Here is an 18004-nt window from a genome sequence, read left to right as displayed (position 1 = left end):
GAAGGACCCCGTCCTCCTCTCGCCTCGCACGCTCGGCGCGAGCCTCGGGACGGGGCCACGGTGCGGCGCGGGTGACCGGGCAGACTGATCACGTGTCAGACGTCTGGTCCGCGCCGCACCACCCGGCTCCCGTCGACGCCGTCGTCACGCTGCCCGGCTCCAAGTCCCTCACCGCGCGGGCGCTCGTGCTGGCCGCCCTGGCCGACGGCCCCAGCCGGCTGGTCCGCCCGCTGCGCGCCCGGGACACCGACCTGATGGCGGCGGCGTTGCGGGCACTGGGGGTGCGGGTCGACGAGGACGGCGAGGACTGGCTGGTCACCCCGGGCGGGCTGCGGGGGCCGGTGACGGTCGACGCAGGCCTGGCCGGCACCATCCTGCGGTTCCTGCCGCCGGTGGCCGCCCTCGCCGACGGCGACGTGACGGTCGACGGCGATCCGCGGCTGCGTGAGCGCCCCAACGCCGGGCTGATCGGCGCCCTGCGGGCACTCGGGGTCGAGGTCGACGACGACGGCCGGGGCCGGGCACCGTTCACCGTGCACGGCACGGGGCGGGTGCGCGGGGGCGCGGTCACCGTGGACGCGAGCGAGTCCTCGCAGATCGTCTCCGGGCTGCTGCTCGCCGCGGCCCGGTTCGACGAGGGCATCGACCTGGCCCTGACCGGCGGGGTGCCGTCGATGCCGCACGTCGAGATGACGGTGACGACCCTGCGCGAGCACGGCGTCGACGTCACCGGCACCGGGAGCGGCTGGCGGGTGGTCCCCGGGCCGGTCGCGGCGCTGGACCGCGTCGTCGAGCCCGACCTCTCCAACGCCGCCCCGTTCCTCGCCGCCGCGCTGGTGACCGGCGGGCGGGTGACGGTCCGCGACTGGCCGGCGGTGACCACCCAGCCGGGCGCGCAGCTGGACCGGCTGCTGGCCGCCATGGGCGCCTCCGTCGAGCGGACCCCCGACGGCGCGCTGCGGGTCACCGGCGGGGCGGGCGTCCGCCCGCTCGTGGCCGACCTCGGCGAGGTGGGCGAGCTGACGCCGGTGCTGGCCGCGCTGTGCGCCCTGGCCGACGGCCCCTCCCGGCTGACCGGGATCGCCCACCTGCGCGGGCACGAGACCGACCGGCTGCAGGCGCTCGACGAGGTGCTCACCGCCGTCGGCGCCCGGGTGCGGCAGCTGCCCGACGGGCTGGAGATCGAGCCGGGCCCCCGGCGACCGGCCCACCTGGACAGCTACGCCGACCACCGCATGGTCATGGCGGCCGCCGTCCTCGGCCTGGCCGTCGAGGGGGTCCGGGTGGCCGACCCGGGCGCGGTCACCAAGACGCTGCCCGATTTCCGTGAGCGGTGGTCGAGGTTGCTGGGCGGGCCGGGCGGAGCCCTCTCGTGAGCGCGCAGCGCGGCGCCCGGCGCATGGACGAGGACGACGTCCGGGTCCGGCCGAGCCGCCGTGGCTCCCGCCCCCGCACGCGCACCCGCCCGACGCACGCCGACGCCGTGCCCGGTCTGGTGATCGCCGTGGACCGCGGACGCATGACGGTGCGGGTCGACGGGCCCGACGGCGCCGTCGACGTGACCACCATGCGCGCCCGCGAGCTCGGCAAGCACGGCGTCGTCGTCGGTGACCGCGTGCGGGTGGTCGGCGACACCAGCGGCCACACCGACAGCCTTGCCCGCATCGTCGCGATCGAGGAGCGCACGACCTCGCTGCGGCGCACCGCCGACGACACCGACCCGACCGAGCGCGTGGTGGTGGCCAACGCCGACCTGCTCGTCATCGTCACCTCAGTCACCGACCCCGAGCCGGCGCTGGGCTTCCTCGACCGCTGCCTGGTCGCCGCGTACGCCGGCGGGCTCGAGCCGCTGCTGTGCCTCACCAAGACCGACCTGGCGTCACCGCAGCCGCTGCTGGACCGCTACGCCGGGCTGAGCCTGGACGCCGTCCCGATGTCGCTGGAGCTGCCGCTGGACGCCCTGACCGAACGGCTGCGGGACCGGATGAGCGTGTTCGTCGGGCAGTCCGGCGTCGGCAAGTCGACCCTGGTCAACCGGCTGGTGCCCGACGCCTTTCGCGCCACCGGCGACGTGAGCAAGATCGGCAAGGGCCGGCACACGTCGTCGTCGGCCGTGCTGTTCGACCTCCCCGGCGGGGGCACCGTCATCGACACCCCCGGCATCCGGTCCTTCGGCCTGGCGCACGTGACCGCCGACGACGTCCTGGCCGCCTTCGAGGACATCGCCGAGGCCGCCACCGAGTGCCCACCGGGCTGCGGGCACACCGCCGAGGACCCCGAGTGCGCGCTGGACGCCTGGGCTGCCGCGGGACCGCCGGCCCGGGAGCAGCAGCTGGCCGCCCTGCGCGTCCTGCTGGGTGCGGTGGGCCAGGTCGGCCCCGGTTACTGACGGCGGAACCAGCTCCGCCGCGGCTCGGTGAACAGGTCGTCGGCCATCGGCTCGTCGACCGCCTCGATCCGCAGGTCGTGGCCCTGACCCGCCACGTCGCCCCCGAGGGCCTCGGTCAGCACGCAGGCACCGGTCTGCAGGTCCAGGCGGACCCGGTGCGCCTCGGGGTAGGTGGCCAGCACCTGCTGGGGGTGGTCCCGGTACTCGACGACGTCCACGTCCCGCGAGCGGAGCAGCGAGCAGCACCCGCAGCGCGGCTCGTAGGCCGGCGTCACCCGGGCGACGGCCTCCCACGCCGGGCGTCCGCCGTGCTCGGTCGTGACCACCGTGTCCACCAGCAGGGGCGGTTCGCCGGGCTCCGCATCCGTGTGCGAGTCGGCGAGCTCGGCCGGGTCCAGCATCGCGATCCAGAAGTAGTTCTCGTACATCGGGTCGTCGTGGAGCACTCCCCACGGCCGCTCCGCCACCAGACCGTCGGCCCGCCACACCGGCGCGGCAGCGGGCACGGTCAGGCGCGAATCACGGCCGGCCTGCAGCACCGCGCCGTCGAGGTCCTCCACCCGCAGGGAGTCGGGCCGGCGCAGCCACGCCCGCACGGGCGTGGCCCGCCACGGGTCGCCCGGCCAGGACACCGTGAAGCGGAGCGTCGCCCACCGCCACGGCGAGGAACGCGCGAGAGCGGCGAAGGCATCGGCGGACGGGGTCGGGGCCACGCCGGCAGTCTGCGGGGGCCGGCAGCGGGTCGTCGAACGGATTCGTCGACAGGTCGACACGTCGACGAGGTGACTCAGACCTCCACGTAGCCGCCGCTGCGCCAGTAGACCCCCGCGTCTCGGCTGAGCAGGCCCTCGTCGACCAGGTAGCGGCGCAGCGCGGCGACGTCGGGGTGCCAGACCGCCAGCAGCGCGTTCACCTCGCGCTCGGGGTAGCGGACGCCGGGCTCGAACACCCGCACCAGGTGGTCGAGGACCACCAGCCGCTTGCTGTGCTGGGCGGGGATCGATGTCAGCCGGCCGTCACGGACGAACGCCGACAGGACGGCGTCCACCGCGGGGTCCTCGGAGAGAGGCTCCGGTGCCGGGGCGGCCTCGGCGGCGGCACGGGCGGCCGTGCCGAACCGCTCGGTGTGCAGCGCCAGGACGTGGCCGTCGCGGTCGACCAGCCCGGCGCGGGCCAGCCGCCGGGCGGCGAGCGCGACCTCCTTCAACGACAGCCCCGACGCCGCGGCCACCTCCTCGATGGTCGTGGCGCCCAGCGCCAGCGCGGCCACGACCTTCAGCCGCACCGGGTCGGCGAGCAGCCCCGCGATCGTCGCTGCGTCCACGCACCCGACGGTATCCGTGCATCGGTGCCCGGGTGCGGGGTAGGACCCCGACCATGGTCAGCCCCATCGACATCCAGAAGGCCCTGTCCGGCATGGACTACCCCGCGGGCAAGGACGACATCGTCAAGCACGCCGAGCAGCACGGTGGCGACAAGGATGTCCTCGACGCGCTGAGGAACATCGAGGACCGCGAGTACGAGGGCCCGAGCGGGGTCAGTTCCGCCGTCTTCGACTGACTCCCCGCTAGGTTGGGTGCCCATGACGTCGGGTCGGGGCTTCTCAGAGGACATGCGGCTGGCACACGTGCTGGCCGACCAGGCCGACTCGATCAGCATGGAGCGGTTCAAGGCGCAGGACCTGACGGTCGACACCAAGCCCGACCTGACCCCGGTCACCGACGCCGACCGGGCGGTCGAGGAGATGCTGCGCATCACGCTGAGCCGGGCCCGCACCCGCGACGCGGTGCTGGGCGAGGAGTTCGGCACGACCGGCCACGGGTCCCGCCGCTGGGTGCTCGACCCCATCGACGGCACGAAGAACTTCGTCCGCGGCGTGCCGGTGTGGGCCACGCTGATCGCGCTGTTCGACGGCGACGAACCGGTCGTCGGGCTGGTCTCGGCGCCGGCGCTGAACCGGCGGTGGTGGGCGGCGAAGGACGTCGGCGCCTGGACCGGACGCCGGCTGGAGTCGGCCACCCGCTGCCGCGTGTCGGAGGTCGCCCGGCTCGGTGACGCCAGCCTCAGCTACTCCAGCCTCTCGGGCTGGGAGGAGCGGGGGCAGCTCGACGGCTTCCTCGACCTCACCCGCTCGGTGTGGCGCACGCGTGCCTACGGCGATTTCTGGAGCTACGTCCTCCTGGCCGAGGGGGCGGTGGACATCGCCTGCGAGCCGGAGGTCTCGATCTGGGACCTCGCCGCGCTGGATGTGATCGTGCGCGAGGCCGGCGGCCGGTTCACCGACGTCTCCGGCGCTCCGGGACCGGCCGGCGGGAGCGCCCTGGCGACCAACGGCAAGCTGCACGACGCCGCCCTGGAGCGGTTGGGGGCGGGCGAGACGGTCCACCCGCTGACCTCCGCCCCGCCGGTCCCGCCCTCCTGATCAGCTCCACTGATCAGCACCGCGACGGATCGACCACCGGCCCGGCCTCGCGCACCGGGACGACGTCCACCCCGACACCGCGCGCGGCCAGCAGCGCCGCACCGACGGCCGAGGCGCTGCGCAGGTGCACGACCTGGACCGGGCGCCGCAGGGCGTCGGCGAGCAGCTGCGGCACCGGAGCGGACCGCACCCCGCCACCGGTGAGCACCACCGGGACGTCGTCGTCGGGTGGCTCGAGCAGGCCCGTCGCGGCGGCCACCGCCCCGACGACGCCCTCCACCGCCGCACGCGCCAGGTGCGCCCGGCTGGTTCCCGGGTGCAGCCCGTCCCAGCCGGCGCGGTCCTCCGGTCCGGCGACCCCGCCCCGCTCGCCGGTGAGGAAGGGCCGGAAGACCGCTCCCCCGGCGTCGGGCACCGACGCGGCCGCCGCGAACAGCTCGGCCCAGGACAGGCCCAGGACACCGCACACCCAGGCCCAGGCCGAGCCGCCGTTCTGCAGGGCCGCCATCGCGTACCAGCCGCCCTGCGCGTCGGCGTAGCCGTGCACCAGGGGGTCCACCACCGGACACGGCGACCAGCCCGGGCGCAGCACCTGCGCACCGGTGCCCAGGTTCACCTGCAGGCCGGTGTCCGTGCCCGCCGCCAGCAGGGCCAGCGGGGTGTCCGCCGCGCCGACGACGACCGGCACCTCCCCGACGGGCAGGGCAGCCGCGCCGACCAGCTCCGTGCCGGGGCGGACCGTGGGGAGCAGCCGCGCCGGCACCCCGGCGGCAGCGGTCGCGGCACTCGACCACCCGTCCGCCGGGACGTCCCACAGCAGCGTGCCGGAGGCGTCGCTGCGGTCGGTGACCGGCGAGCCGCCGGGCACGAGCGCGGCCCGCAGCGCGTCCTTGGGCAGCAGGACGGCCGCCGCACGCCCGAGCACCTCCCGCTCGTGCCGGGCCAGCCAGGCGAGCACCGGCCCGGTCATCCCGGGCACGAGCGGGTTGGCCAGCGCGGCCCGGTCCGCCGAGGCGAGCTGCCGCCAGCCGGCCAGCTCGTCGACCGCGCGGGTGTCCGGCCAGAGCACCGCCGGCCGCAGCGGCGCACCGGCGTCGTCCACCAGGACGGTGCCGTGCATCTGACCCGACAGCCCGAGCGCTCGCACCCGGGAACCCCGCAGGACCGGCGAGAGCTCGTCCAGGGCCGCGTCCAGGGCGCCCTGCCACACCGCCACGTCGATCTCGGCCCGGTCCGGCGCCGGCCGGTCGTACGCGTACGGGGACTCGGCCTCGGCCACGACGGCGCCGTCGTCGCGCAGCACGACCACCTTCAGCCCGCTGGTGCCGAGGTCCGCCCCGAGGAAGAGGCCCGTCCTCATCGGCTGCCGACGGTTCCCAGCGGGCCGGGGCCCGGCATGTCGGCGGCCGCGCTCACGCGGCCGGCTCCGGGCTGTCCCCGTAGGCGTAGCTGCTGTCCACGTACCGCCCGCCGACCGCAGCGCCCGGCGGCGCGATGGCGTCCAGCCGGGCGAGGTCGTCGTCGTCGAGCTGGACCCCGACGGCGGCGACGTTCTCCTCCAGGTAGCGCCGGCGCTTGGTCCCCGGGATGGGGACGACGTCGTGGCCCTGGGCCAGCACCCACGCCAGCGCCAGCTGACCGGGCGCCACCCCCTTCTCCGCGGCGAGCTCGCGGACGGCGTCCACCAGGCGCAGGTTGGCCGCGAACGCCTCCCCGGTGAAGCGGGGGTGGCCCCGCCGCCAGTCGTCGGCGTCGAAGTCCTCCGGGCCCCTGATCGCCCCGGTGAGGAACCCCCGGCCCAGCGGGCTGAACGGCACGATGCCGATGCCGTGCTCGCGGGCGACCCCCAGCACCTCTTCCTCCAGGTCGCGTGTCCACAGCGACCACTCGCTCTGGAGCGCGGCGATCGGGTGGACGGTGACGGCGCGCCGGATCGACGCCGCACTCGCCTCGGAGAGGCCCAGGTGACGGACCTTCCCCTCGGCCACCAGCCCGGCCATGGCACCGACGGTGTCCTCGATCGGCACCCGTGGGTCGACCCGGTGCTGGTAGTAGAGGTCGATCACCTCGACGCCCAGCCGGCGCAGGCTGGCCTCGGCGCAGGCCCGTACGTTCTCCGGCCGGCCGTCGATGGTCATCCCGCCGTCCGGGCGGCGGGACAGCGAGAACTTGGTCGCCAGCTGCACCTCGTCCCGTCGCCCGGCGATCGCCTCGCCCACCAGCTGCTCGTTGTGGCCGCTGCCGTAGACGTCGGAGGTGTCGAGGAACGTCACGCCCAGCTCGAGGGCCCGGTGGATGGTCGCGATCGACTCGGCGCGGTCGGCCGGGCCGTACATCTGGCTCATCCCCATGCAGCCCAGGCCGACGCTCGAGACGGTCAGGCCGTCGCGGCCGAGCGTGCGGGTACCGACGGGAGGCGGCGTGGCGGCAGGCATGCCCGCATCCTCGTCCGGGCGTCGCGCCGTCCGCCACTGCTCAGGCGGCGTCCCGCACCCACCCCGACCCGGCAGCGGGAGGTCGCGGGCGGGCCGCCCCCAGCCGCGCGGACGGGACCGCGCCGGTGGAGCGCACCGTCCGCACCCGCGCACCGGCGGACCAGCGCCGGCAGGCACGGTCGGCGAGGCGCCAGAGCGTGGGCAGCGTGAGGAGCACCAGCGCCCCGGCGGCCCACCCCGCCAGGACATCGCTGACCCAGTGGGTGCCCAGGTAGACCGTGGTGGCGCCGACCGTGGCCGCGAGCACCGCCGCGACGACCGCCGCCACGCGCCGGTGACGCGTGACGAGGTACGCGACGAGCCCCCACATGACGACGGCGTTGGCGGCGTGCCCCGACGGGAACACCATGCCGTCGGTGAAGACCTCGGCGGCCCCGGGCCGGAGCGCGGCCTCCTCGAGCTGCAACGGGCCGAGCCGCCCGAAGGCGATCTTGGCCGCGCCCACCGTGGCGTTGAGCAGCAGCGTCGCGGCAGCCACCACGAGCAGCGGGCGCGGATCGCGGTCCCGGAGGAACCGCACGGCCAGCCAGCCGCCCAGGACCACCAGGCAGACCATCCGCTGCCCGAGCAGGACCCAGTGCGACAGCAGCGGTTCCCACTCCGGCCAGCGGAGCGCGGGCTGCCAGCGGAGGGCCGCGGCATCCACCGCCACCAGGGGCGATCCGGTGCGGACGGCGACTGCCAGGGCGGCGTAGACGGCGACCAGCACCCCCGCCAGCAGGACCTTGCGGTACCGATGACCGGGGCGCGGCGAGGAGGGTGAGGACCCACCGTCGCCCGGGATTCCCACGGGTCGAGGCTAGGCGGGGCGGCCCGACCGCGCCCCGCGACGACGGGCGGCGGCGGGCCGTTCGGCGCGTGCCCCCCACGACGCGCGTACCGAGGCACGCCTCCGCGCCCGCGTCCTCACGCACCGTCGCCGGCCGCGGGGAGTTTCCGGGTGCGGGCCGGGGGTAGCCGGGCAGGGCGTCCGGGTGCTCCCACCGCGCTGCACCGGCGCCGGGGCCGCCGCCCGGGCCCGCGCGACGTCACCCCGCCGGACGAACGTCCGAGGACGGACCGACCGAACCGGAGGATCCCATGAGCTCCCACCGCAGCCGGCCCGGCCTGCGCCGCACCGCCCGCGCCCTCGGCCTGGCCAGCACCGGCCTGGGCGTGGTCATGCTGCGCGACCCCGACGGCGTCGCCCGGCTCTCCGGGGTCGACGACTCCGCCACCGCCCGGTCGCTCATCCCCGCCGTGGGGGCCCGCGAGCTGGTGCACGCCGTCGGGTTGCTGGCCGGCCGGCCGGGCTGGGCCTGGACCCGCGTGGCCGGCGACGCGATGGACCTCACCGCTCTGGGCATCGCCCTGTCGCACCGCGAGGGCGACCGCCACCGGCGGCTCCGCAACGCCACGATCGCCGTCGCCGGGCTGGCCGCGCTCGACCTGCTCACGGCGATGCGGTCGGCGCGGCAGGGCGGCCGCAGCGCCGCGCGGGAGCTGCTGCCCGCCTCCCCGCCCTGGACGAGCGCGATCGACGTCTCGGCGGCCGCCACGGTGAACAAGCCGCCGCAGGAGGTCTACGCCCGCTGGCACGACTTCTCCCGGCTGCCGGAGTTCATGGCCCACGTGCGCGAGGTCCGCCCCGCCGGCATCGGGCGCTGGCACTGGGTCGCCGAGGCACCGGGCCGGCGCACCGTGGCGTGGGACGCCGAGGTGGTCGAGGAGTCCCCGGGCGAGCGGATCCGCTGGCGGTCGCTGCCCGGGGCCGACATCGAGAACGCCGGGGTGGTCGAGTTCCGCCCCGCCCCCGGCGGCCAGGGCACCGAGGTGCGGGTCCGGCTGGCCTATGCGCAGCCGGCCGGGAAGCTGGGCAAGGCGGTCGCGAAGCTCTTCGGCGAGGCCCCCGACCAGCAGATCCGCGACGACCTCGCCCGCTTCAAGCAGATCCTCGAGACCGGGCAGGTGGTCCGCTCCGAGGGCACGCCCGAGGGCCCGCTGGCCCGCCGGATGGCCAAGCAGCAGCCCGCCGCACCCCGCTCCTGATCCCGCCCCGTCTACGGAAGGACACCCCCGTGCGCGCCACCCAGTGGATGGGCAAGAACCACGTCGAGGTCAACGAGGTCCCCGACCCGCAGCTCCTCAACGACCGGGACGCGATCGTGAAGGTCACCTCCACCGCCATCTGCGGCTCCGACCTGCACCTCTACGACGGCTTCATCCCGACGATGAAGAAGGGCGACATCCTCGGCCACGAGTTCATGGGCGAGATCGTCGAGGTCGGCAAGGGCGTGTCGAAGCTCCGGGTCGGCGACCGGGTCGTCGTCCCGTTCCCCATCGCCTGCGGCGCCTGCAATGCCTGCGAGCGCGGGCTCTTCTCCGTCTGCGAGAACTCGAACCCGAACGCCGGGATGGCCGAGAAGCTGTGGGGCCACTCCCCCTGCGGGATCTACGGCTACTCCCACCTGGTCGGCGGGTACCCCGGCGGCCAGGCCGAGTACGCCCGCGTGCCGTTCGCCGACGTCGGTCCGCTGAAGATCGAGGACGACCTGACCGACGAGCAGGTGCTGTTCCTGACCGACATCTTCCCGACCGGCTACATGGGCGCGGAGATGTGCGACATCTCCGGCGGCGACGTCGTCGCGGTCTGGGGCGCCGGGCCGGTCGGGTTGTTCGCGGTCGCGAGCGCGAAGATGCTCGGGGCCGAGCGGATCATCGCCATCGACCGGTTCGACTACCGGCTGGCGAAGGCGCGGGAGGCGGGCGCCACCGACGTCCTCAACTACGAGGAGGTCGACGTCCTCGACGCGCTCAACGAGCTCACCGCGGGCCGCGGACCCGACGGGTGCATCGACGCCGCCGGGCTGGAGGCCACCCACCCGACCGCCGTGGTGGACGCCTACGACCGGGCCAAGACCGCGGTCATGGCCGAGACCGAACGACCGCACGCGCTGCGCGAGGCGATCATGGCCTGCCGCAACGGCGGCACCGTCTCGATCATCGGCGTCTACGGCGGGCTCATGGACAAGTTCCCGGTCGGCTCGCTGATGAACCGGTCGCTGACCGTGCGGACCGGCCAGGCGCACGTCCACCGCTACCTGAAGCCGCTCTACGACAAGATCCGCGACGGCGAGATCGACCCGACGTTCCTGATCTCCCACACGCTGCCGCTGGAGCAGGCGCCGCTGGGCTACCGGATGTTCCGGGACAAGGAGGACGACTGCACCAAGGTCGTCCTCAAGCCCTGACCGTCCATCTGCTGAGATGACCATGACCTGGCACGGCGACGGCGCCGCGCCCTGGTGGGAGGAGGGCGCCACCGTGCAGTACGCCGAGTCCGTCGTCGACCTGGTCGGCAACACCCCGCTGGTCAAGCTGTCGTCGGTGACCCGCCACCTGGGCCCCGACGCGCCGCTGGTGCTGGCCAAGGTCGAGTACCTCAACCCCGGCGGCTCGGTGAAAGACCGGATCGCCGTGCGCATGGTCGACGCGGCGGAGGCCGACGGCCTGCTGAAGCCGGGCGGGACGATCGTCGAGCCGACCAGCGGCAACACCGGCATCGGCCTGGCCCTGGTCGCCCAGCAGCGGGGCTACCGCTGCATCTTCGTCTGCCCCGACAAGGTCGGGCAGGAGAAGATCAACGTGCTCAAGGCCTACGGCGCCGAGGTGGTCGTCTGCCCGACCGCCGTGGACCCGGCCGACCCGCGGTCGTACTACTCGGTCTCCGACCGGCTCAGCCGGGAGACCCCCGGCGCCTGGAAGCCCGACCAGTACTCCAACCCCAACAACCCGCGCTCGCACTACGAGACGACCGGCCCGGAGATCTGGGCGCAGACCGAGGGCCGGGTCACCCACTTCGTCACCGGTGCGGGGACCGGCGGGACGATCAGCGGCGTCGGCCGCTACCTCAAGGAGGCCTCCGGCGGCCGGGTGCAGGTCATCGGCGCCGACCCCGAGGGCTCGGTGTACTCCGGCGGCACCGGCCGCCCCTACCTCGTCGAGGGCGTCGGCGAGGACTTCTGGCCGACGACCTACGACCCGGCCGTCGCCGACGAGATCGTCGCGGTCTCCGACGGCGACTCCTTCGCCATGACCCGCCGGCTGGCCCGCGAGGAGGGGCTGCTGGTCGGCGGCTCCTGCGGGATGGCGGTGGTGGCGGCGCTGCGCGTGGCCGAGCGCCTGACGAAGGACGACGTCCTGGTCGTGCTGCTGCCCGACGGCGGCCGCGGCTACCTGAACAAGATCTTCAACGACGCGTGGATGGCCGACTACGGCTTCGTCGAGGCCACCGGCGGCGAGACCGTCGGCGAGCTGCTGCACACCAAGTCCGGCGAGACGCCGAGCCTGGTGCACACCCACCCGAACGAGACCGTGCGCGACGCCATCGACATCCTCCGCGAGTACGGGGTCAGCCAGCTGCCGGTGGTCCGGGCGGAGCCACCGGTCACCGCCGGGGAGGTCGTCGGCTCGATCGACGAGAAGACGCTGCTCGACGCGCTCTTCGCCGGCCGGGCCTCGCTCGCCGACCGGGTGGAGAAGCACATGTCGCCCCCGCTGCCGATCGTCGGCTCCGGTGAGGCGGTCAGCGCCGCCGTCGCCCAGCTCGGCTCGGCGGACGCGCTGCTGGTGCACGTCGACGGCAAACCGGCCGGTGTGGTCACCCGGCAGGACGTGCTCGGGCACCTGGCCGGCATCACGCCTACGGTCGGCGCATGAGCGAGCTCCCGGGCTTCAACACCCGCGCCATCCACGCCGGGCAGGACCCCGACCCGGCCACCGGCGCGGTCATCCCCCCGCTGCACCTCACCACCACCTACAAGCAGGACGGCGTCGGTGGGCTGCGCGGCGGCTACGAGTACAGCCGCAGCGGCAACCCGACCCGCGACACGCTGCACGCCGCACTGGCCGCGCTGGAGGAGGGCACGACGGCGCTGGCGTTCGCGTCGGGCCTGGCCGCCGAGGACACCCTGCTGCGCACCACCTGCCGGGCCGGCGACCACGTCGTCCTGGGTGGCGACGCGTACGGCGGCACGTTCCGGCTGATCTCCCGGGTGCTGTCGGAGTGGGGCCTGGAGCACACGCCGGTCGACCTGGCCGACGCCGACGCGCTGCAGGCAGCGATCCGCCCGACCACGCGGGTCGTCTGGTGCGAGACGCCCAGCAACCCGCTGCTCAACATCACCGACATCGAGGCGACGGCGACGATCGCGCACGAGGCCGGCGCGCTGCTCGTCGTCGACAACACCTTTGCCTCGCCCTACCTGCAGCGGCCGCTGACGCTCGGTGCCGACGTCGTCGTGCACTCGACGACGAAGTACCTGGGCGGCCACTCCGACGTCGTCGGGGGCGCGCTCGTCACCCGGGACTCCGCGCTCGGCGAGAAGCTGGCCTACAACCACAACGCGATGGGTGCGGTCGCGAGCCCCTTCGACTCGTGGATGGTGCTCCGGAGCCTCAAGACGCTCGGCGTCCGGATGGACCGGCACTGCGCCAACGCCGCCCGGATCGCGGAGTTCCTCGCCGGCCGGCCCGAGGTCACCTCCGTGCTCTACCCGGGCCTGCCCGACCACCCGGGCCACGGGATCGCAGCGAAGCAGATGTCCGGCTTCGGCGGGATGATCTCGTTCCGGCTCCGCGACGGCGAGGACGCGGCGCTGACGGTGTGCGAGCGGACGAAGCTCTTCACGCTGGCGGAGTCGCTCGGCGGGGTCGAGTCGCTGATCGAGCACCCGGGCCGGATGACCCACGCCAGCGCCGCCGGCTCGCCGCTGGAGGTGCCCGCCGACCTCGTGCGGCTCTCGGTCGGTATCGAGGACGTCGACGACCTGCTCGCCGACCTCGAGCAGGCCATGACCTCGTGATCCTCCGGATCACACCGCGGCCACGTGTCGTCCCCCGCTCGCGCTGAGCCGCTGCGTCGTTCCTCGCGGGAGCCTCCGGCCCCCACTCGTCACGACCGGCACTCACCTGGGGAGGGTCAGGATCCTGGGCCCGTCCTCGGTGACGGCGACCGTGTGCTCGACGTGCGCGGCGCGGCTGCCGTCGGCGCTGCGCAGGGTCCAGCCGTCGGCGTCCACCCGGTAGTCGTCGCTGCCGCCGGCGAGGAACCACGGCTCGATGGCGATCACCAGGCCGGGACGCAGCGGCACCCCCCGCCCGGCGCGGCCCTCGTTGGGCACGGACGGCGCCTCGTGCATGCTCCGGCCGACGCCGTGGCCGCCCTGGTCGGTGTTGATCCCGCAGCCGCCTGCCCGGCCGACGGCGCCGATGGCGGCGGAGATGTCGCCGACCCGGTTGCCGACGACGGCCGCCGCGATGCCCGCGGCGAGCGCGCGCTCAGTGGTGGCCACGAGCTCGAGGTCCTCGGGCCGCGGGGTGCCCACCGGGAAGGTGATGGCCGCGTCCCCGACCCAACCGTCCAGGACGGCGCCGGCGTCCACGCTCAACAGGTCGCCGTCCTCCAGCACCTGCGGTGTCGGGATCCCGTGCAAGGCCACGTCGCTCACCGACAGGCAGACGACGCCGGGGAACGGCGGGGTGGTGGACAGCGGCGCGTAGCCGAGGAACGGCGAGGTGGCGCCGGCGTCGGCCAGGACGTCGCGGGCGACGGCGTCCAGTTGGCTCAGCCGCACGCCCGGCGCGGCGAACGCCCGCACCGCCGCGTGCATGTCGGCGACGACCGCGCCGGCGGCCCGCATGGCATCCAGCTCACCGGGGGTGCGCAGCTCAATCAACGGTTCTCCTCGTGCGGGTCGGCCGTGAGCACCGTCGTGTAGTGCTCGACGACGGGGAACGGGTCGTAGAAGGGGTGCAGCAGCGCCCGCCACTCCTGGTAGGCCGGCGAGCCGCGGAACCCCTCGGTGTGGTCCTCGAGACGGTCCCACTCCACCAGCAGCAGGTAGCCGGTACCCCGTTCCAGGCAGCGGGACAGCCGCAACCCGCGGAAGCCGCGGATCGACGCGATGAGGTGCCGGGCCCGCGCGAACGCGGCCTCGAACGCCGCCTGCTCGCCGTCCCGGACGGTCAACGGTGCATGTTCGAGGATCACGGCGGCACGGTACGGGAGGCAGGTGCTCCCCCCTCGCGTCAGCGTCGTCATCGCCACCCGGGACCGCCGCGAGTCGCTGCTGCGGTCGCTCGGCCGGCTGGACCGCGACGGGGTGCCGGTCGTGGTCGTGGACAACGCGTCGACCGACGGCACGGCGCAGGCGGTGCGCGAGCTGCACCCCGCCGTGCAGGTGGTCGAGCTGCCCGTGAACCGCGGGGCGGTGGCCCGCACCACCGGCGTCGAGCGGGTCGCCACGCCCTACGTCGCGTTCGCCGACGACGACTCGTGGTGGGCGCCCGGTGCCCTCGACCGGGCGGCGGACCTGCTGGACGCCCACCCCGGCGTCGCCGTCGTCGCGGCGCAGGTCCGGATGGCCGCCGACGGGTCGGTCGACGCGGTCACGCGCAAGCACCGGGCCGCCGTGCTGGGCACGACGCCGGGCGCCCCCGGCCCCGACGTGCTCAGCTACCCGGCGTTCGCCACCGTGGTCCGCCGCGACGCGTACCTGTCGGTCGGCGGCTTCTCGCCGCTGCTGTTCTTCGGCGGGGAGGAGCACCTGCTGGCGCTCGACCTCGCCGCGGCCGGGTGGCAGCAGGTCTACGCCGACGACGTCGTCGCCTGGCACGACCCCGCCGGGCCGGCCACCGTGTCCGCCGATCGCTGGGCGCTGCAGACGCGCAACGACCTGCTGGTGGACTGGCTGCGCCGGCCGCTCCCGGTGGCGCTGGCCGCCACCGCCCGGCTGGCCCGGCGGGCGGTGACCGAGCCGGCCGCCCGGCGAGCGCTCCTGGGGTGGGTGCGCCGGCTACCGGCCGTGCTGCGCCGACGCCGACCGGTCCCTCCGGCCGTCGAGCGCCGGTTCAGCCGTGCGCAGCGCCCGCTGGACGCCCCAGCTGCGCGCTGAACCACCGCCGCGCCTCCTCGATCCCGGCGGCCCCCCGGAGGCGCGACCGGGTCACCGCGTCGGCGAGGTCACCGGACAGGCAACGGGCGAGCGCCTCGTCCAGGGACTCGGCGGTGACCTCCCCGGGGTCCAGCACCAGCGGCCAGTCCAGTGCCCGCGCCTGCCCGGTCACCTTGGCGCCGCCGGCGATCGGGTCGCAGGCGATGACCGGGCGGTCGTTCTTGAGACCGAGGACCAGGCCGTGCAGCCGCATGCTCACGACGGCGTCCGCACGCCGGAGCAGCGCCTCGACCTGCGCCGGTCGCCGCGGGTGGGGCTTGTCGAAGAGGTCGGTGTCGATGGGGAACCAGGGCAGGGCGCGCGCGGCCAGCCACTCCTCGATCACGCCGCGGACGCGGTCGGCCCGGCTGCGGTCGCCGTACTCGCCCTGCACGGGCGCGAACGCCACCGCCAGCACCGGCGCCTCCGGTGCCGGGCCCTCCACCGCGAGATCGGGCCGGGTGATGTCCGGGGCGTCCCGCTCCCAGACCTCGTCGAACATCGACCGCACGGCGTCGTCGACGACGGAGACATTGACCGCCAGCCGCCGGGCGGTGGCGAAGGTCGCCGTCAGCTCCCGGAGCGGAGCGAGGTCCCTCCCGACCGGTCCCGTGGTAAAGACCAGGTGCGTGTAGTCCGCCGGGTCGACATCGCGCCAGTGCACGCCTCGCCCCAGGTAGGGCGCCCACGCCACGTCGTGGTCGATGCCCAGCTCGGTCAGCCACCCGGCGACGGCGTCGGCCCCCAGTTCGTCGCCGACGGTGGCGATCACCTCGTCGAAGCTGAACCATCCCGCCACCAGAACACGCACGACGTCCAGCCTCGCAGCCGGACGTCGCCCGGGCATCCGGAGGAAAGGAGATCCTCGCCCCCGTCCCGCGCCTCAGCGGTCGGTGTCGGCCACCAGGTCGGCGTAGTCGGGGTGCCGCTCGATCCAGCCGGCGACGAACGAACAGCGCGGCACCACGGCACCGCCCCGCGAGCGCACCTCGTCGAGAGCGGCGCGGACGAGGGTGCTGCCCAGCCCGGACTGCCCGGCGTCGGGGTCGATCTCGGTGTGGGTGAACACGAGGGTGTCGCCGCGGCGCTCGTAGGCGGCCACGCCCAGCACGCGGTCGCCGTCGCGGATCTCGAACCGGTCGGACTCGGGGACGTCGGTGACGGTGGTCTCCATGCCAGCGGTCAACCGGCCGCGGTGGCCGGCTGTTCCTCGACCAGCTGCAGGGCGCGGGTCGGGCACTGCCGCACCGCCTCCTCGGCGTCGCGGAGCTCGCCGCCTTCCGGGTGCGGGCGCAGCACCGTCACCGTCCCCTCGTCGCTGACCTCGAAGAGGTCCGGCGCGAGGGCCTCGCAGGCGCCGGCGCCCACGCAGCGCTCCAGGTCCGCCGCCAGCCGGCTCATCAGCTCCCCGCCAGCCGGGCCGGGAGCCGCTTGAGCCCGTTGACGAACGAGGACCGCAGCCGGTCCGGCGGACCGGTGATCTCCAGGTCCGGCAGCTGCTCGAACACCCGGGCGAAGGTGATGGCCAGCTCGCGCCGGGCCAGGTGGGCGCCCAGGCAGAAGTGCGGCCCCTTCGACCCGAAGCCGACGTGCGGGTTGGGGTCGCGCCCCAGGTCGAAGCGGTGCGGCTCGGCGAACACCTCGGGGTCGCGGTTGGCGGCGGCGTAGAAGAGCAGAAACTTGTCACCGGCGGCGAACCGGTAGCCGTTGAGCTCCCCGTCGCGGGTCGCGGTACGGCGCATCCAGGTGATCGGGCTGGTCCAGCGCACGATCTCCTCGACGGCCGTGCGGGTGAGCCCCGGATCGGCGAGCCAGCGGGCCCGCTGGTCCGGGTGCTCCTGCAGCGCCAGCAGCCCCTGCGAGATGGCGTTGCGGGTGGTCTCGTTGCCCGCGACCAGCAGCAGGATGAAGAACGAGGCGATCTCCTGGTGGGTCAGGCGCTCGCCGTCGACGTCGGTGGTGACCAGGGCCGTGGTGAGGTCGTCGGTGGGCCGCGCCACCCGCTCGGCGGCCAGGCGCTCCATGAGCCCGGCCAGTTCGATGCCGGCCATGAGCACCCCGGTGAGCGGGTCCTCCTCGTTCTCCACGAGCTCCGGGTCACCGCCGGAGAGGATGACGTTGGACTTCGCCAGCACCATCGCCCGGTCCGCCTCGGGGATGCCCATCATGTCGCAGATGACCCGCAGCGGGATGGGTGCGGCGAGGTCGGCCACGACGTCGAACGTGCCGTCCCCCGCGGCCGCCTTCCGCCGCACCTCGGCCAGGACGTCGTCGACGATCCCGGCCACGGAGTCCACCACGCGCTCGAGCATCCGCGGGGTGAACGTCTTCGCCACGATCCGGCGGATCTTGGCGTGCCGCGGGTCGTCCATGCTGATCAGCGAGCCGTAGAACTCGTTCAGGTCAGCCGGGATGTCCTGGATGGAGACCGCGCCCTCCCCCGAGCAGAAGACGGCCGGCTGGCAGCTGATCGCCTCCAGGTCGGCGTAGCGGGTGACCGCGTGGTAGCCGGGACCGCTCGGCATGTTCGGGATCTCCGGCTCGGCGAAGAACGCGAACGGTCGCTCGGCCCGGAGCCGGTCGAAGACGGCGTGGCGCTCGGCCGGGGGGCGCAGCCAGAAGTCGCGGTCGGACAGGTCGATGCCGAGGTCGGCGGCGCCCGCCTTGCGCGGGGGCGGCACGGTTCCCGGTGCTGGTGCGGCGTCGACGGACACGAGCGGTCCTC

General features: G+C 74.9%; 20 protein-coding genes. 9 read left to right on the top strand and 11 right to left on the bottom strand.

The window, feature by feature from the left end:
- Nucleotides 1–92 precede the first annotated feature (92 nt).
- Together aroA and rsgA are read left to right on the top strand one after the other, a co-directional pair.
- Nucleotides 93–1376, top strand: a complete 1284-nt coding sequence (gene aroA / locus ACI8AG_RS11660) for a 3-phosphoshikimate 1-carboxyvinyltransferase (protein WP_456597167.1) — start codon at nt 93–95, stop codon at nt 1374–1376.
- Nucleotides 1373–2389: a ribosome small subunit-dependent GTPase A gene (gene rsgA / locus ACI8AG_RS11655; RefSeq protein WP_456597166.1), complete on the top strand. Its 1017-nt coding sequence runs from the start codon at nt 1373–1375 to the stop codon at nt 2387–2389. Before aroA ends, rsgA begins: the two co-directional genes overlap by 4 nt.
- Here the strand turns inward: rsgA and ACI8AG_RS11650 are convergent.
- Both ACI8AG_RS11650 and ACI8AG_RS11645 read right to left on the bottom strand, forming a co-directional pair.
- On the bottom strand, nt 2383–3102 hold the full coding sequence (locus ACI8AG_RS11650; RefSeq protein WP_456597165.1) for a hypothetical protein: 720 nt from the start codon (nt 3100–3102) through the stop codon (nt 2383–2385). The two genes, rsgA and ACI8AG_RS11650, sit on opposite strands and share 7 nt — an antisense overlap.
- A gap of 74 nt (nt 3103–3176) precedes the next feature.
- Entirely contained in the window at nt 3177–3713 is a 537-nt protein-coding gene (locus tag ACI8AG_RS11645; RefSeq protein WP_456597164.1) for a DUF2087 domain-containing protein, read from the bottom strand.
- A 53-nt stretch (nt 3714–3766) separates the two neighbouring features.
- Here ACI8AG_RS11645 and ACI8AG_RS11640 point away from each other — a divergent pair, with 53 nt between their 5' ends.
- A complete protein-coding gene (locus tag ACI8AG_RS11640) occupies nt 3767–3949 on the top strand; it encodes a DUF2795 domain-containing protein (protein ID WP_456589282.1) in 183 nt (60 codons plus the stop codon).
- Between the two features lie 22 nt (nt 3950–3971).
- A complete protein-coding gene (gene hisN, locus ACI8AG_RS11635) occupies nt 3972–4811 on the top strand; it encodes a histidinol-phosphatase (RefSeq protein WP_456589283.1) in 840 nt (279 codons plus the stop codon).
- 13 nt (nt 4812–4824) lie between these two features.
- Here hisN and ACI8AG_RS11630 read toward each other — a convergent pair whose 3' ends face one another.
- The 3 genes from ACI8AG_RS11630 to ACI8AG_RS11620 are packed head-to-tail and all read right to left on the bottom strand — an operon-like array spanning nt 4825 to nt 8096.
- Nucleotides 4825–6171, bottom strand: a complete 1347-nt coding sequence (locus tag ACI8AG_RS11630) for an FGGY family carbohydrate kinase (protein ID WP_456597163.1) — start codon at nt 6169–6171, stop codon at nt 4825–4827.
- Between the two features lie 52 nt (nt 6172–6223).
- A complete protein-coding gene (locus ACI8AG_RS11625) occupies nt 6224–7246 on the bottom strand; it encodes an aldo/keto reductase (RefSeq protein WP_456597162.1) in 1023 nt (340 codons plus the stop codon).
- A 40-nt stretch (nt 7247–7286) separates the two neighbouring features.
- Complete coding sequence (locus ACI8AG_RS11620; protein ID WP_456597161.1) at nt 7287–8096, bottom strand: phosphatase PAP2 family protein; 810 nt, start codon at nt 8094–8096, stop codon at nt 7287–7289.
- A 290-nt stretch (nt 8097–8386) separates the two neighbouring features.
- Between ACI8AG_RS11620 and ACI8AG_RS11615 the strand changes: the two genes are divergently transcribed.
- Genes ACI8AG_RS11615 through ACI8AG_RS11600 form a run of 4 tightly spaced genes read left to right on the top strand, consistent with a single transcriptional unit; the run spans nt 8387 to nt 13149 of the window.
- The gene (locus ACI8AG_RS11615; RefSeq protein ID WP_456597160.1) at nt 8387–9334 is read left to right on the top strand and encodes an SRPBCC family protein; all 948 of its coding nucleotides are present in this window, start codon (nt 8387–8389) and stop codon (nt 9332–9334) included.
- A gap of 29 nt (nt 9335–9363) precedes the next feature.
- Nucleotides 9364–10536 (top strand): zinc-dependent alcohol dehydrogenase, encoded by a 1173-nt coding sequence (locus tag ACI8AG_RS11610; RefSeq protein WP_456597159.1) that lies wholly within the window; start codon nt 9364–9366, stop codon nt 10534–10536.
- Between the two features lie 16 nt (nt 10537–10552).
- Nucleotides 10553–12004: a cystathionine beta-synthase gene (locus ACI8AG_RS11605; RefSeq protein WP_456597158.1), complete on the top strand. Its 1452-nt coding sequence runs from the start codon at nt 10553–10555 to the stop codon at nt 12002–12004.
- Nucleotides 12001–13149 (top strand): cystathionine gamma-synthase, encoded by a 1149-nt coding sequence (locus ACI8AG_RS11600; RefSeq protein ID WP_456597157.1) that lies wholly within the window; start codon nt 12001–12003, stop codon nt 13147–13149. The genes ACI8AG_RS11605 and ACI8AG_RS11600 overlap by 4 nt, the downstream gene beginning before the upstream one ends.
- A gap of 102 nt (nt 13150–13251) precedes the next feature.
- Here the strand turns inward: ACI8AG_RS11600 and map are convergent, their stop codons facing one another.
- Both map and ACI8AG_RS11590 read right to left on the bottom strand, forming a co-directional pair.
- Entirely contained in the window at nt 13252–14022 is a 771-nt protein-coding gene (map, locus tag ACI8AG_RS11595) for a type I methionyl aminopeptidase (protein ID WP_456597156.1), read from the bottom strand.
- The gene (locus tag ACI8AG_RS11590) at nt 14019–14336 is read right to left on the bottom strand and encodes an antibiotic biosynthesis monooxygenase family protein (RefSeq protein WP_456597155.1); all 318 of its coding nucleotides are present in this window, start codon (nt 14334–14336) and stop codon (nt 14019–14021) included. The genes map and ACI8AG_RS11590 overlap by 4 nt, the downstream gene beginning before the upstream one ends.
- A 22-nt stretch (nt 14337–14358) precedes the next feature.
- Between ACI8AG_RS11590 and ACI8AG_RS11585 the strand changes: the two genes are divergently transcribed.
- A complete protein-coding gene (locus tag ACI8AG_RS11585; RefSeq protein WP_456597154.1) occupies nt 14359–15240 on the top strand; it encodes a glycosyltransferase family 2 protein in 882 nt (293 codons plus the stop codon).
- Here the strand turns inward: ACI8AG_RS11585 and ACI8AG_RS11580 are convergent.
- The 4 genes from ACI8AG_RS11580 to ACI8AG_RS11565 all read right to left on the bottom strand — a co-directional run bounded on the left by ACI8AG_RS11580 (nt 15197) and on the right by ACI8AG_RS11565 (nt 17993).
- Nucleotides 15197–16090: a polysaccharide pyruvyl transferase family protein gene (locus tag ACI8AG_RS11580; protein WP_456597153.1), complete on the bottom strand. Its 894-nt coding sequence runs from the start codon at nt 16088–16090 to the stop codon at nt 15197–15199. The two genes, ACI8AG_RS11585 and ACI8AG_RS11580, sit on opposite strands and share 44 nt — an antisense overlap.
- Nucleotides 16091–16162: 72 nt before the next feature.
- Nucleotides 16163–16453, bottom strand: a complete 291-nt coding sequence (locus ACI8AG_RS11575) for a GNAT family N-acetyltransferase (RefSeq protein WP_456589295.1) — start codon at nt 16451–16453, stop codon at nt 16163–16165.
- Nucleotides 16454–16461: 8 nt separating this feature from the next.
- A complete protein-coding gene (locus ACI8AG_RS11570; RefSeq protein WP_456597152.1) occupies nt 16462–16680 on the bottom strand; it encodes a ferredoxin in 219 nt (72 codons plus the stop codon).
- The gene (locus ACI8AG_RS11565) at nt 16680–17993 is read right to left on the bottom strand and encodes a cytochrome P450 (protein WP_456597151.1); all 1314 of its coding nucleotides are present in this window, start codon (nt 17991–17993) and stop codon (nt 16680–16682) included. Before ACI8AG_RS11565 ends, ACI8AG_RS11570 begins: the two co-directional genes overlap by 1 nt.
- Between the last annotated feature and the right edge of the window lie 11 nt (nt 17994–18004).

Source organism: Blastococcus sp. SYSU DS0552 (assembly GCF_054050815.1).
This window is presented reverse-complemented; position numbering and strand designations above follow the sequence as displayed.